We start from the raw sequence: 14667 nt of genomic DNA on the forward strand, positions 1-14667 counted from the left end.
GTGCTGAAGAACAGATTCTCCCGGGCCCTGGCCCTCGGTGTCGCCGCCGTCACCACCGCCTTCGCGGCGGGCCTGGCGACGGCGGGCGCGGCGTACGCTGCCCCGATCGGCACCCTCGACATCGCCCCCGCCACCGGCGCGGACACCAGCGGCATCGCGTTCACCACCTCGGGCGCCTGCCCGGCCAATGCCACCAACGTCCTGGTGAAGGTGGAGGGTTCCGGCTTCCCGGCCGGCGGCCTGAACGTGGTCGGCAACTCGCCGATCGCCACCTACCCCACGGCGGGCAACGGCGGCATGGTCATCCCGCTGACGTCCACCATGCGCGACTACGCCTCCCAGGCGGGCTTCACCACCCTCCAGGGCAAGTACGACTTCACCGTCATCTGCCGGACCGCGTTCAACGGCACCAGCCTCGGTGACTTCACCGGCGCCATCTGGTTCACGTCCAACACGACGTACCAGGCCAACGACCCGGCCGTGAAGACGGACACCAGCACCTCGCTCGCGGTCACCCCGGGCGGCCCGGCGCAGGTCGGCACCGCCGTCACGCTGACCGCCACGGTCACCCCGTCCGGCGCCCCCGGCACCGTGCAGTTCAAGGACGGCTCCGCCGACCTCGGCACCCCGGTCACCGTGACCGGCGGCGTCGCGGCGCTGACCACGAGCAACCTCACCGCCGGCACGCACGCGCTGACCGCCGTGTTCACGCCGTCCAACGCCTCGTACAACGGCTCCACCTCGACGGCCGTCTCCTACCAGGTGACGCCGGCCGCGGCCACGCAGACCACCACGGCCCTCGCGGTCTCCCCGGCGGCGAGCACCCCGCAGTACAGCCCGGTCACCCTCACCGGCACGGTCTCCCCGGCCGGCGCGGCGGGCTCGATCAAGTTCACCGACACCGTCGGTGGCACCACCACCCCGCTCGGCACGGTCCCGGTCGTGGGCGGCACCGCCGTCCTGACCACCTCCAGCCTGCCGGCCGGTCCGCACTCCTTCACCGCCGTCTTCGTCCCGGCCGACCCGGCCCGGTACACCGGCTCGGACTCCGCCGCGATCCCGTACACGATCGGCGCGTTCGCCGGTGTGACCGCCTCGGAGACCATCACCACCACCGTCAACGCCGGCGCGCTCGTCATCAGCGTCGACAACCCGCAGGTCACGCTTCCCTCGCCGGTCCTGAACAACGACGGTGACCTGCTCACCACCGCCGGTGCCCTCAGCCCGGTGACGCTGACCGACACCCGCGCCGGCAACCCGGGCTGGACCGTCAGCGGTCAGGTCGCCGACTTCTCCGACGGCGCCACGCACACCATCAACGGCCAGAACCTCGGCTGGTCCCCGAAGGTCGTCGACAAGGCGCCCGCGCAGACCGTCACCCCCGGTTCGTCCGTCCCGGCCGCGTCCGGCGCGGCCCCCGGCGACACGGGCACGGCCGGCCTGAAGGCCGCCCGCACCCTCGCCAACGGCACCGGTCTCGGCACCGCGCACATCGGCGCCGACCTGGCCCTGAACGTCCCGACGTCCACGACGGCCGGCACGTACACCGCCACGCTCACCCTCACCGCCATCTGATCCAGGCGTGAGTTCCGGGGCGGAGCCGCGCCGCACGGCCGCACAACCCGAACCACCCGCCGCGCGACCGGGGTTCCGCCCCGCCCCTGACCTCTGGAGAACCGTCATGACCGCTCACCGTCACCTCCGACCGGCCGGTGCCCTCGGCCTGTGGGTGTTCCTGTTCCTCGCCCTGCTCCTGGCGCTGCTGCCGGCCGGTCCGGCCGCGGCCGCCGAAGGCCCCAAGGACAAGAAGGCCGTCTTCGGCGTCCAGCCCGCCGGGCCCAAGAAGCCCGACCAGCGGCCCCACTTCTCGTACGGGGTCACCGGCGGCGCCGCCGTCCGCGACCAGATCGCGCTCTGGAACTACGGCTCCGAGCCGCTGACCCTCGCCGTCTACGCGAGCGACGCCGTCAACACCGTCGACGGCGGCTTCGACCTGCTCGCCGCCGACAAGAAGCCGACGGACGCCGGCAGTTGGATCAAGCTGGCGACGAACAAGGTGACGGTGAAGCCCAAGAGCCACGTCATCGTCCCGTTCACCCTCACCGTGCCGGCCAAGGTCACCCCCGGCGACCACACCGGAGGCATCGTCGCCTCGCTCTCGGGCACCGGCAAGGACGCCAAGGGCAACCAGGTCCGGCTCGACCAGCGCGTCGGCGCCCGCGTCTACCTCCGGGTTGCCGGGGCCATCAAGCCCGAGCTGACCGTGGAGAACGTCCGCGCCGAGTACCACGGCACCCTCAACCCCTTCGGGTCCGGCTCGGCCACGGTCACGTACACCGTCCGCAACAGCGGCAACGTCCGCCTCGGCGCCCGCCAGGCCGTCCGCGTCAACGGCGTCTTCGGCTCCTCGGTCACCGCCAAGGGCGTCCGCGACCTCGGCGAGCTGCTCCCCGGCAACGCCCTGACGGTCACCGCCGAGGCCGACGGGGTGGCGCCGCTCGTGCACGCCTCGGCCGTCGTCTCCGTGCAGCCCGTCGCGACCCGCGAGGGCGTCGACCCCCGGCTGCCCTCGCTGACGCACACCGTCTCGGTCTGGGCGGTGCCCTGGACGTTCCTCGCCCTGCTGCTGCTTCTCGTCGCGGGCTTCCTGTGGCGGCGCCGCCGTCGGCGTACGGACCGGGGTGCGGACCGGCGCTCCGGCGGGGGCGGCGCGGCGGGCGGGGCGGCTGACGGGGCGGACCCGCCCCGGAAGAACACCCCCGAGACCCCCGACACTCCCGACAAGGAGCTCATCGTGCAGTTCACCCGCCTCCTCACCCGGCGTACCGCGGCCGGTGCGGCCGCCGCCGCGGCGGTGGTCCTCGCCGGTGTCGGCGTCCTCACGGTGCCGACGGCCTCGGCCGCCCCGCTGGGCACGGCGAAGGTCAACCCGGCCACGGGCGCCGACGACACCAACATCGACCTGACCACCTCGGGCGCCTGCCCGGCGCCCGCCACCAACGTCCTGGTGAAGGCGGTCGGCAAGGGCTTCCCGGCCGAGGGCAAGAACCTGGTCGGCAACTCGCCGCTCACGACCTACCCGAAGGACCCGAACGGCGCCGGCTTCATCGTGCCGCTGACCATGACCATGCGGGACTACGCCAACGAGGCCGGGTTCACCACCCTGGAGGGGCGGTACGACCTGACGATCGTGTGCCGCAAGGCGTTCGGGTCCGAGACCTTCGGCGAGTTCACCGGGTCCATCTGGTTCACCTCCAACACCGTCTACCAGGACACCGACCCGGGCGGCACGAACCCCACGGGCACCCCGTCCGGTACGCCGTCGGGCACGCCCTCCGGGACCCCGTCCGGCACTCCGTCGACCACGGGAACGCCCACCCCGACCGACACCGGCTCGCCGACGACCACGGAGACCGGCGGTGACACGGTCGGCGTCTCCACGAGCATCCCGCCGAGCACGGCGGCGCCGACGACGACCGAGCCGGCGTCCTCGGGAGCCGGTGGTGCCAGTGGCTCGGGCGGCGGCGACGGCGGCGGCGGTCTCGCCGACACCGGCACCGACCCCGTCGTACTCGGTCTGCTCAGCGCCCTCCTCGTGGTCACCGGCGCCCTGGCCGTCCGGTGGGCCCGCAAGCGCGGACTGATCACCTTCGGCAGCAACTGACGCGACGACCGGCGCGACGACCGACGTAACGACCGACGAGACAACCGACGTACGGAGCACACGCCATGACAGCCACCTCCACCGTGGTGGACGTGCGTCCCGCCCCCGCCGGGCCGGAGAAGCCGAGCGCTTCCCCGGCCCGGGCCGGGCACGCACCCCGCACCAGCCCGCTGTGGGCCGTCGGCGGCGCCCTGGCCATCCTCGGCGCGCTGCTCCTCGGCTTCGTCGCCGAGGTCGGCCCGCTCGGCCACCTCCGGCACGAGCGGGACCGCCGCGTCGGCTACGCCGAGGTCCGCGGCTCGCTCGCCAACGCCACCACGCCCATCGGCGCGACCACCGAACCGGGCACGCCCATGGCCCTGCTGACGATCCCGCAGCTCGGCCTGAAGGAGGTCGTCCGCGAGGGCACCTCGTCCGAGGTCCTTGCCTCCGGCCCCGGGCACCGCCGCGACACCGTGCTGCCAGGACAGGCCGGCAACAGCATCCTCATGGGCCGCAAGGCGGGGTACGGGGGTCCCTTCCGGTACCTCGCCGGGCTCCAGCCGGGCGAGACCTTCAAGGTCACCACCGGTCAGGGCGACCACACCTACCGGGTGAGCGGTGTCCGGCGCGAGGGCGACCCGCAGCCGCCCGCCCTGCAGCCCGGGACGGGCCGGCTCACGCTGATGACCGCCACCGGCGACGCGTACCGGCCGACCGGGGTCGTCCAGGTCGACGCCGACCTGATCTCCGCGCCCCAGCCGGGCGTGGCCCCCGCCTTCCGGTTCGGCCGGGTCCCCGCCGACGAACTCCCGCTCGCCGGGCAGCCTTCGTCGTGGCTCCCGCTCATCCTCTGGTCGCAGGCCCTCCTGCTCGCCGCCGCCGCCCTGGTCTGGGCGCGCTCCCGCGTGCCGCGCGCGCACGTCTGGCTGGTCGGCTTCCCGGTCCTGGTCGCGCTCGCCCTCGCGGCGGGCGACCAGGCGGCGCTCCTCCTTCCCAACCTCCTGTAAGGACAGTCGTGGCCTCCCACCTGGACGCACGTTCCATCTCCGCCTGGTTCGGTACCCACAAGGTCCTCAACCGCGTCTCCCTGACCATGCCCGCGGGCCGGGTCACCGCGCTCATCGGCCCCTCGGGCTGCGGCAAGTCGACGTTCCTGCGCATCCTGAACCGGATGCACGAGCTGATCCCCGGCGCCGAACTGGCCGGCGAGGTGCTCCTGGACGGCGACGACATCTACGCCCGCGGCCGCCGGCTCACCGAGGCCAGGCACCGGATCGGCATGGTCTTCCAGAAGCCGAACCCGTTCCCCGCGATGTCGGTGTACGACAACGTCACCGCCGGTCTGAAGCTGACCGGCACCCGGATCGCGGCGGCCGACCGGGACGGCCTGGTCGAGGAGTGCCTGACCAAGGCAGGGCTGTGGAAGGAGGTCCGCGACCGGCTGCGGCAGCCCGGTGGCGCGCTCTCCGGCGGCCAGCAGCAGCGCCTGTGCATCGCCCGCTCGCTGGCGGTCCGGCCGCGCATCCTGCTGATGGACGAGCCGTGCTCGGCGCTCGACCCGACCTCGACGCGCCGCGTCGAGGAGACCATCCGCGATCTCGCGGACGAGGTAACGATCGTCATCGTCACGCACAACATGCAGCAGGCGGCCCGCGTCTCCGACCAGTGCGCCTTCTTCCTGGCCGAGCAGGCCACACCCGGCATGATCGTCGAGCACGGACCGACGGAGGCCATGTTCGGCAGCCCCCGCGACCCGCGCACGGCGGACTACGTGGAGGGCCGCTTCGGCTGACCGAGCACCGGCCGACCGGATCACCGGCCGGATCAGGGAAAACGTGCCGAGGGCCCGTACGCGTCGGGGGACGCGTACGGGCCCTCGGCCGTACAGGGGGAGCGGTCGTGACTACTCGACGACGAGCTCGACCTGGATGTTGCCGCGGGTGGCCTTGGAGTACGGGCAGAACGCGTGGGTCTTCTCCAGGAGCGCGTGGCCCGGCTCGCCCTGCAGGTGGTCGGGGAACTCGGCGCGCATGACGACCGCGAGGCCGAAGCCGCCGTCCGACTCGTCCTTGCCGATGGAGACCTCGGCGGTGATCGAGGCGTCCGCGATGTCGATCTTCTCCTGGCGGGCCACGAGGGCCATCGCGCTGGCGAAGCAGGCAGCGTACCCGGCGGCGAAGAGCTGCTCGGGGTTGGTGCCCTGACCGTTGCCGCCGAGCGCCTGCGGGTGGGCGAGGGGGAGGTCGATGTGGCCGTCGGAGCTGACGGCGCGGCCTTCGCGGCCGTTGGCGGTGGCGACGGCGGTGTAGATCGCGTTCATGGGGGTCCTCGTTTTCCGTTCCGGGGTCTCGGTCGGCGTCTGGGGTAAACCGTAGCGTGCAATTCAGTTGTGCACAACTCAATGGCTCGCGATGTGCGGTCCCGTACCCTGGAGCCATGGCGACGCTCGACACCACCCCCGACACGGGCCACGAGGACTTCCTGCGGCTCGACCACCAGATCTGCTTCTCGCTGCACGCCGCGACCCGCGCCTTCAACGGCGTCTACCGCGCCGCGCTCAGGGAGCTCGGGCTCACCTACCCCCAGTACCTGGTCATGCTGGTGCTCTGGGAGCACGACGAGCTGCCGGTCAAGCGCATCGGCGAGCACCTGCGCCTCGACTCCGGGACGCTGTCGCCGCTGCTCAAGCGGCTGGAGGCGGCCGGCTACGTCGAGCGCAGGCGCAGCCCGGAGGACGAGCGCTCGGTGACCGCGCGCCCCACGGAGGCCGGGACCGCGCTGCGGGAGAAGGCCCTCGGCGTACCGAAGCGGATCGCCGCCGCGACCGGCCTCGACCTGGCGGAGATCGGCGCCCTGCGCACCCAGCTCAACGCCCTCGCTGCCCGCCTCGACGCCGCCGACCCGGAGGCCCTGGGCGGGCCGGCGTAGCGCGGAGGGCGGAGGCCGCCGGGGTGCGGGGGCGGTGGGGGTGCGGGAACGTGGCTGGGGAGCCCGACCGCCCGGACCACCGCCCGGACCACCGAACGGAAGCCCGATGGAGTACGTCACCCTGAACAACGGCGTCCGGATGCCGATCCTCGGCTTCGGCGTCTACCAGATCCCGCCCGAGCAGACCGAGCGGGCCGTGACCGACGCCCTCGCCGTCGGCTACCGGCTGCTCGACACCGCCGCCGCCTACGGCAACGAGGAGGCCGTCGGCCGCGCCATCCGCGCCGGCGGCATCCCGCGCGAGGAGCTGTTCGTCACCACCAAGCTCTGGATCCAGGACGCGCCCGCGCAGGAGAACGCCGAGCGCGCCTTCGAGGCCTCCCTGTCCCGGCTCGGCCTCGACCAGGTCGACCTCTACCTGATGCACCAGCCCTACGGCGACGTGTACGGCCAGTGGCGGGCCATGGAGAAGGCGAACCGCGAGGACCGGGCCCGGGCGATCGGCGTGGCCAACTTCTACCCCGACCGGCTCCTCGACCTCCTCCTCAACAACGAGATCACCCCCGCCGTGAATCAGATCGAGACCCATCCCTTCTTCCAGCGCGCCGCCGACCAGGCGCTCATGCGCGAGCACGGGGTCCAGATCCAGTCCTGGGGCGGGTTCGCCGAGGGACGGAACGACCTGTTCAGCCACCCCCTGCTCAGCCGGATCGGCGCCGAGCACGGCAAGTCCGTGGCCCAGGTGGTCCTCCGCTGGCTGATCCAGCGCGGGGTCGTCACGATCCCCAAGTCGGTCCGTGCCGAACGCATGGCGGAGAACTTCGCCGTCTTCGACTTCGAGCTCGCCGACGACCAGATGGCGGCCCTCGCCGGCCTCGACACCGACCACTCCGTCTTCTTCGACCACCGCGACCCGGCCGCCGTGGCCCGCCTCGGCACGGTCCGGGTGGACTGAGTGCCCGACCTCGTCACCCGCGATCAGCTCTGCGTGTCCTCGCGGCGTCCAATAGCGGCCGCATCGGGTACGACGAGCAGCTTGCCGGTGGTACGCCGAGCCTCCAGATCGCTGTGGGCCTGGGCGGCCTCGGACAATGCGTAGCGGCCCGTTACGGTGACCTCAAGCGCCTTGGAGCGCACCCACTCGAACACATCGGCGGCCCGTCGGAGCAGTTCGGACCGATCGGCGATGAAGTCCCCGAGGCTGGGCCGGATCAGGGTCAGCGAACCGCCGTGGGCGAGCCGAATCGGATCAAACGGAGGCACGGCACCACTTGCCGCGCCGAAGAGCACGAGATGGCCGCGGGTTCGCAGGCTGGCGAGGCTCGCATCGAAGGTGTGCGCGCCGACGCCGTCGAAGACAACCGGAAGTCCCTGACCGCCGTTGAGCCGCCTCACCTCGGCTGCGAGATCGTCGACCGCGGAGGAAAGGATCACCTCGGCGGCCCCGGCACGCTTCGCCAGCTCGGCCTTCGCCGGGGTCGACGTCGTGCCGATCACCCTGCCACCGAGATGGGTGATGAGCTGGGTCAGAAGCAACCCCATGCCACCGGCAGCCGCATGCACGAGCACCGTGTCGCCCCCCTGAACCGGGTAGGCGTCCTTGACGAGATAGTGCGCGGTCATGCCTTGGAGGAGCACGGCGGCGGCTGTCTCGAAGCCGATATCGTCGGGCAGCGGCACCAGCCGCGAGGAGTCCACGACGGCCCGCTCGGCATACGTGCCGGGAATCTCCACCCAACCGACCCGGTCCCCGACTGCGACGTCAGCGACGCCGGGTCCGACTTCGACGACCGTGCCGGCGCCCTCAGCGCCCGGGGTGAAGGGCAGCGGGAGGCTGTACCGGCCTTCGCGGTGGTAGACGTCGAGGAAGTTGACCCCGGATGCGGCGACCGCCACGATCGCCTCGCCCGGACCCGGCCGCGGCTGGTCCACCTCGGCCTCCTGCAGCACCTCGGGACCGCCCACTTCGTACACCTGAATCGCTCGCATGGCCCTCCAATATCGGTTCGTCCCCCACCAACCCCGTTGATGGCGATTCGATTCCCGGCAAGCAGAGCAGCCCGCCGCCCCCGCCGAGAGCTGAGACGCCTGCTTTGCACCCGGGTCTGGGACAGGAGACCGAGGCCGTCAAGGGTCGACGCCTTCTTCACGGCGCTGGGATCACCGTCGAACAGGTTCTGTCCGACAACGGCTCCTGCTACCGCTCACGCGACTGGCGCGACAGCCTGGCGGCGGCCGGGATCCCACCCACGAACGAACCCGGCCCTACCGGCCCCAGTCGGTCGCCGTGCGCGAGGCACGCGGGGAGTCGGGTTCGGCCGCCGTACGCGAGCCGTCGGGGCCGGCCCTGTAGGCGCACCGCTCGTCGTGGGTCGTGCCCACGCGCGGAAGGACCCGAACCGGGCCTTCCGCGAGCGACCTCCGGGGGCGGGGCCGCAGGTTCGGCCGCCATGTGGACTGTAAGGACCTGATGCACCACCCGCCCCTATACTCGCCCCATGTCCCTCTCCATCCGGCGGGCCACCGCCGACGACGCGCGTCGTCTCACCCAGCTCGTGCGGAAATCCGCCGCCTACCGCGGCGACTACGCCGGCATGGTCGACGGCTACACCGTCGGAGGGACCTACATCGAGCACCACCCGGTCTTCGTCGCCGTCGACGCGCAGGACAGGGTCCTCGGGTTCTACGCCCTCCTCCTGGACGAGGCCGAGCTCGACCTCGCCTTCGTCGCCGACGCGGCGCAGGGGCAGGGCGTCGGGCGGCTGCTCATGGACCACATGCGGGAGCAGGCCAGGGCCGCCGGGCTCGGGTCCATACGGGTCGTCGCGCATCCGCCCGCCGAGGAGTTCTACCTCCGCACCGGCGCCCGCCGCACCGGCACCGTCGAGCCCGCCGGGCGGATCCACTGGGCCCGCCCCGAGCTCCGGTACGACGTCGCGTGAGCGCCACCGAGAAGGCCCCGGAGGACCAGGAGCCCCAGAAGACCGAGGCGAACGCCGAACAGGCCGACCGCCGCCGGGTCTTCGCCGACCTCACACCGCTCCGTACCTCCGCGCACTACCGCCGCCTCTGGTTCGGCAACACCGTCTCCTGGGTCGGCCAGGGCATGACCGCGCTCGCGGTCTCGCTCCAGGTGTACGAGATCACCCGCTCGCCGTTCTCCGTCGGCCTCGTCGGGCTCTTCTCGCTCGTGCCGCTGGTCGTCTTCGGTCTGTACGGCGGCGCGATCGCCGACACCGTCGACCGCCGCAAGCTCGGCCTCGCCAGCGCCACCGGCTCCGCCGTGCTCTCCGCCGCCCTCGCCACGGCCGCCTTCGCCGGCTTCCACCACGTCTGGTTCCTGTACGCGATCGTGGCCCTGCAGTCGGTCTGCGCGGCGCTCAACTCGCCCGCCAGGACCTCGATGATCCCGCGCCTGCTCCCCGCCGAGCAGCTGCGCGCCGCCAACGCGCTCAACTCGATGACGATGACCTTCGGCACGCTCGTCGGGCCGAGCCTCGGCGGTCTCCTCGTCGGCGTCGGCGGCTTCCAGACCGCGTACCTCATCGACGCCATCGCCTTCTCCGCCGCGCTCTACGCGATGTGGCGGCTGCCGTCCATGCTCCCCGAGCGGACCGGCACGAAGCGCGCCTCCGTCCTCGACGGGCTGCGCTTCCTCGCCACCCGGCCCAACCTGCGCATGACGTTCTTCTCCGACTTCTGCGCGATGATCCTCGCCCACCCCCGCGCCCTGTTCCCCGTCGTCGCCGTCCTCTGGTACGACGGCGACGCCTCCACCACCGGCCTGCTCGCCGCCGCGCCCGCCGCCGGGGCGCTCCTCGGCGGGGTCCTCAGCGGCTGGCAGGGGCGCATCCGGCACCACGGGCAGGCGATCCTGCTCGCCGTCGCCTGCTGGGGCACCGCCATCGCCGTCTTCGGGCTCACCCGCGAGCTCTGGCTCGGGCTGCTCCTGCTCGCGCTCGCCGGATACTCCGACACCGTCTCCATGATCTTCCGCAACACGATGATGCAGGTCGCGGCCCCCGACGAGATGCGCGGCCGGCTCCAGGGCGTCTTCATCGTGGTCGTCGCGGGCGGGCCAAGGCTCGGCGACTTCCTCGCCGGTTCCGTCGCCGGTCTGACCTCCCCGGCCGTCGCCATCACCGGGGGCGGAATCGCCTGTGTGCTCGCGATCGGGGTGCTTGCCCTGTACGGGCGCGGTTTCCGCCGATACGACGCGCTCAACCCGACCGCCTGACGTGGCGGTTGGCCGCCACGGCACATAGCCGCCAGTCCACGCCGTATTCAACGGCCGTCCACCGGAACAGACTCCTCGCGGCGCCCGGAACCACCCCTTCCCCCGGGTGCCGAGGAGTGCGTCGATGATCAGACCTTCCGCAGGAGGAAGGGCCGGGCTGCTCGCCGCCGGCATCTCCCTGGTGCTGCTCACCGCGGGGCAGACCGCCGCCGCCGGAGGAGCCACCGCCCCCGCCGTACCCGATACGTTCAAGAACGCCGCCGCGCAGAGCGCCACCGTCACGCTCGTCACCGGCGACCGGGTCACCGTCACCGAACTCGGCGGCGGGAAGAAGACCGTCACTGTCGACAGGGCGGCCGGCGCCACCGGAGCCGTACGCAGCGAGATATCGGACGGCCGCGTCACCGTCGTGCCGGACGAGGCCCGCCCCTACCTGGACTCGGGCGCCCTGGACGAGCGGCTCTTCGACGTCAGCGGCCTCATCGAGCAGGGCATCACCGAGGAACTGCCGCTGATCGTCACGCACGGCAAGGGCGTCCGCGCCGCCGCGCCGCGCGGCACCGAGACCGTCCGTGCGCTGCCCAGCATCGGCGGCGCGGCCGTGGAGGCGACCGACCCGGCCGCGTTCTGGCGCTCCTTCACCTCGCCCGCGACCCGCTCGGCGGGCGGCAAGGTGTGGCTGGACGGCCGGGTCGAGGCCGCGATGGCCGAGTCCAACGCGCAGATCGGCACCCCGAAGGCCTGGGAGGCCGGGCTCACCGGCAAGGGCGTGAAGGTCGCCGTCCTCGACACCGGCGCCGACCTCGGCCACCCCGACCTCAAGGACCGGGTGGGCGAGTCGAAGTCGTTCATCGCGGGCGAGGAGGTCGCCGACCGCAACGGCCACGGCACGCACGTCGCCTCCACCGTCGGCGGCAGCGGCGCCGGTTCCGAGGGCAACGCGGAGAAGGGCGTCGCGCCCGGCGCGACCCTCGCCGTCGGCAAGGTCCTCAGCGACGAGGGCTTCGGCAGCGAGTCCGAGATCATCGCCGGCATGGAGTGGGCCGCCAAGGACATCGACGCGAAGATCGTCTCGATGAGCCTCGGTTCGAGCGAGCCGAGCGACGGCACCGACCCGATGGCCCAGGCCGTCAACACCCTCTCGGCCGAGACCGGCGCGCTCTTCGTCATCGCCGCGGGCAACAGCGGCGCCCCCGGCTCCATCGGCTCGCCCGGCGCCGCCGACTCCGCGCTGACCATCGGCGCCGTCGACTCCGCCGACCAGCCCGCGTACTTCACCAGCCAGGGACCGCGCTTCGGCGACCAGGCCCTCAAGCCGGACCTGTCCGCGCCCGGCGTCTCCATCCTCGCCGCCCGCTCCCAACTGGTCACCGGCACCGGCCTGTACACCTCGATGAGCGGTACGTCGATGGCGACCCCGCACGTCGCCGGTGTCGCCGCGCTCCTCGCCGAGCAGCACCCCGACTGGACCGGCGCGCAGCTCAAGAACGCCCTGATGTCCTCGTCGAAGACGCTCACCGACTCCGCGTACGCGCTCGGCGCCGGACGGGTCGACGTGGCCGCCGCGATCACCGCGAACGTCACCGCCACCGGCTCCGCCGACCTGGGCTTCTTCTCCTGGCCGTACGAGGCGAACAAGCCGGTCACCAAGACGGTCACGTACACCAACCACTCCGACGCGGCCGTCGAGTTGAACCTGGCCGTCGAGGGCATGCCCGCGGGCGTCGCGACCCTCGCCGCGAGCACGCTCACCGTCCCCGCCCACGGCACCGCGGAGACCACGGTCACCGGCGACGGCGCCAAGGCCCCGGTCGGCAACGCCTCCGGCCGGGTCGTCGCCTCCGCCGCCGGCGTCCCCGTCGCGCACACCGCGCTCGGCCTGGTGAAGGAGGAGGAGCGCTACAACCTCACCGTCCACGTCAAGGACCGTGACGGCGCCCCGACCTCGGCCAACCTGGGCGTCAAGCGGCTCGCCCCCGGCCACGACCCGTTCCCGGCGGCCGTCGGCGAGTCCGGCACGCTCGAACTGCGCCTGAAGCCGGGCACGTACACCGTCTCCTCCTTCCTCGACGTCCGCGGCTCCAAGGGCAAGGACTCGCTCGGCCTCGGCTTCCTCACCGACCCCGAGATCGTCCTCGACCGCGACCGCGAGATCACCCTCGACGGACGGCAGCTCAAGGAGATCCGCGCCGAGGTCGAGCAGCGGACCGAGACCCGTCAGCTCCTGATGGAGTTCGACCGGGACGCGAACGGGGCCTCCTACGGCGGCGCCGTCCAGCTCCCGGTGAAGTACGACTCGATCTTCGCCGCGCCCACCCGCAAGCCCGCCACCGGCACCTTCGAGTACCGGACCGTCTGGCGCCTGGGCAAGCCGCTCCTGGAGGCGAGCGCGGGCGGCGACCGGCTCTCCGGCGCCACCGTCCAGCCCGGCACGACCATGCTCGAAGGCACCAAGCGCCTCGGGCTGGTCGACGTCGGCACCGGCACGGCCGCCGAGTACGCCGGCAAGGACGTGAAGGGCAAGGCCGTCCTGGTCCGCGCCGGAGCGCTGACGCCCGTCGAGATCGCGCAGATCGCCCAGGACGCGGGCGTCGCCCTCCTCTTCGTCACGGACGACGCACCCGGCCGCCTCAACACCTGGTTCGGCACGGACGCCTACGAGACCCGGCCGCTGGCCGTCGCGACCGTCAACGCGGCCGACGGAGCCCGGCTCGCGCAGACCGCCGCGCGCAAGAAGACGGTCGACCTGACCGGCACGCGCTTCACCCCGTACGTCTACGACCTCTCCGAGGGGCACCCCGGCGCGATCCCGTCCGACCTGGTCTTCCGGCCCGACGAGGACGAACTCGCCACCGTGCGCTCCACGTTCCACATGCCCACGGGCCGCAAGGAGCTCGGCGGCGAGTTCCGCTACTCGATCACCGACACGTTCCCGATCGGCTTCGGTTTCAAGGAGTACATCGCGTTCCCGGCCGAGCGGACCGAGTACGTCTCCACCGGGCGCGGCCAGGGCTGGCACGAGTCGGTCGACCTGGAGGACTCGCTCGAACAGCGCGGCGGGATCCTCTCCTACCGGGGCGACAGCACCACGCACCGCGAGTGGTTCAAGCCGGTCTGGCACCCCTGGCTCGGCACCGGGCTCGGCTGGGGCCAGCAGCGGGTCGGCAACGACCTGAAGTTCAACACCCCCGGCTGGGGCGACTCGGGCCCGGACCACACCGGCTTCGGCAACGTGTGGAGCGACGACTCGATGACCCAGTTCACCGAGGTGTACGTCAACGGGACCCGGGTCGACCGCAGGATGAGCTCCGGCGCCTACGCCTGGGACTCCCCGGCGGAGGAGGCGACCTACAAGGTCGTCACCGACACCACGCTCGACCCGGCGCGCTGGCGCCTGTCGACCAAGGGCCACGCCGAGTGGACCTTCCGCTCCAAGGAGACCCCCACCGACCGTGAGACCTTCCTCCCGCTGATCAACCTCGGCTTCGACGTCGACACCGACCTCAAGGGCGATGTCAGGGGCGGCGGCCGGGTGGACGTCGGGATCTCGGCGGAGTACGTCGTCGGCGCGACCGGCACCGGCCGGATCGGCGGCGGCACGCTGGACGTCTCGTACGACGACGGCAAGACCTGGCAGAAGGTCACGCTCAAGAAGTCCTCGCACGGCACGGCCTGGACGGGTGAGCTGCGGGTGCCGCGCGGCGCCGCGTACGTCTCGCTCCGGGCGGGCGCCTCCGACGACCGGGGCGGCGCGGTGAAGCAGGAGATCATCCGGGCGCTCGGCGTGAAGTAGCCATGAAGTAGTCCCTCCGTCCGGAATGCGGGACATGGTGCCCGGCACGGCTTCCCTGCCGTG

11 protein-coding genes and 1 pseudogene are annotated in these 14667 nt (G+C 72.5%); 10 read left to right on the forward strand and 2 right to left on the reverse strand.

Annotated elements, in window-relative coordinates:
* The 4 genes from AB0F56_RS29865 to AB0F56_RS29880 all read left to right on the forward strand — a co-directional run bounded on the left by AB0F56_RS29865 (window position 1) and on the right by AB0F56_RS29880 (window position 5438).
* Complete coding sequence (locus AB0F56_RS29865) at window positions 1-1575, forward strand: Ig-like domain-containing protein (RefSeq protein WP_362015092.1); 1575 nt, start codon at window positions 1-3, stop codon at window positions 1573-1575.
* 106 nt (window positions 1576-1681) lie between these two features.
* On the forward strand, window positions 1682-3664 hold the full coding sequence (locus AB0F56_RS29870; protein WP_362015094.1) for a DUF916 domain-containing protein: 1983 nt from the start codon (window positions 1682-1684) through the stop codon (window positions 3662-3664).
* Between the two features lie 65 nt (window positions 3665-3729).
* Complete coding sequence (locus AB0F56_RS29875; RefSeq protein WP_362015097.1) at window positions 3730-4653, forward strand: sortase; 924 nt, start codon at window positions 3730-3732, stop codon at window positions 4651-4653.
* Window positions 4654-4673: 20 nt separating this feature from the next.
* A complete protein-coding gene (locus AB0F56_RS29880; protein ID WP_362015348.1) occupies window positions 4674-5438 on the forward strand; it encodes a phosphate ABC transporter ATP-binding protein in 765 nt (254 codons plus the stop codon).
* Window positions 5439-5549: 111 nt separating this feature from the next.
* Here AB0F56_RS29880 and AB0F56_RS29885 read toward each other — a convergent pair whose 3' ends face one another.
* Window positions 5550-5966, reverse strand: coding sequence for an organic hydroperoxide resistance protein (locus tag AB0F56_RS29885; RefSeq protein ID WP_362015100.1), 417 nt, complete (start codon window positions 5964-5966; stop codon window positions 5550-5552).
* Window positions 5967-6082: 116 nt separating this feature from the next.
* Here AB0F56_RS29885 and AB0F56_RS29890 point away from each other — a divergent pair, with 116 nt between their 5' ends.
* Window positions 6083-6574, forward strand: coding sequence for a MarR family transcriptional regulator (locus AB0F56_RS29890; RefSeq protein ID WP_362015103.1), 492 nt, complete (start codon window positions 6083-6085; stop codon window positions 6572-6574).
* 106 nt (window positions 6575-6680) lie between these two features.
* Complete coding sequence (locus AB0F56_RS29895; protein WP_362015106.1) at window positions 6681-7529, forward strand: aldo/keto reductase; 849 nt, start codon at window positions 6681-6683, stop codon at window positions 7527-7529.
* Between the two features lie 23 nt (window positions 7530-7552).
* Here the strand turns inward: AB0F56_RS29895 and AB0F56_RS29900 are convergent, their stop codons facing one another.
* On the reverse strand, window positions 7553-8563 hold the full coding sequence (locus AB0F56_RS29900; protein ID WP_362015109.1) for a quinone oxidoreductase: 1011 nt from the start codon (window positions 8561-8563) through the stop codon (window positions 7553-7555).
* A 167-nt stretch (window positions 8564-8730) separates the two neighbouring features.
* Here AB0F56_RS29900 and AB0F56_RS29905 point away from each other — a divergent pair.
* The 4 genes and pseudogenes from AB0F56_RS29905 to AB0F56_RS29920 form a co-directional block, all read left to right on the forward strand.
* Window positions 8731-8855, forward strand: a pseudogene (locus AB0F56_RS29905) (IS481 family transposase); the annotation flags it as partial.
* 217 nt (window positions 8856-9072) lie between these two features.
* Window positions 9073-9516, forward strand: coding sequence for a GNAT family N-acetyltransferase (locus AB0F56_RS29910; protein ID WP_362015112.1), 444 nt, complete (start codon window positions 9073-9075; stop codon window positions 9514-9516).
* Window positions 9513-10811, forward strand: a complete 1299-nt coding sequence (locus AB0F56_RS29915; RefSeq protein WP_362015115.1) for an MFS transporter — start codon at window positions 9513-9515, stop codon at window positions 10809-10811. Before AB0F56_RS29910 ends, AB0F56_RS29915 begins: the two co-directional genes overlap by 4 nt.
* 124 nt (window positions 10812-10935) lie before the next feature.
* Entirely contained in the window at window positions 10936-14604 is a 3669-nt protein-coding gene (locus AB0F56_RS29920; protein WP_362015117.1) for a S8 family serine peptidase, read from the forward strand.
* The last annotated feature ends 63 nt before the right edge of the window (window positions 14605-14667 follow it).

Origin of the sequence: Streptomyces sp. NPDC026092, from assembly GCF_040638605.1 — a bacterium.
Classification (GTDB): Bacteria; Actinomycetota; Actinomycetes; order Streptomycetales; family Streptomycetaceae; genus Streptomyces.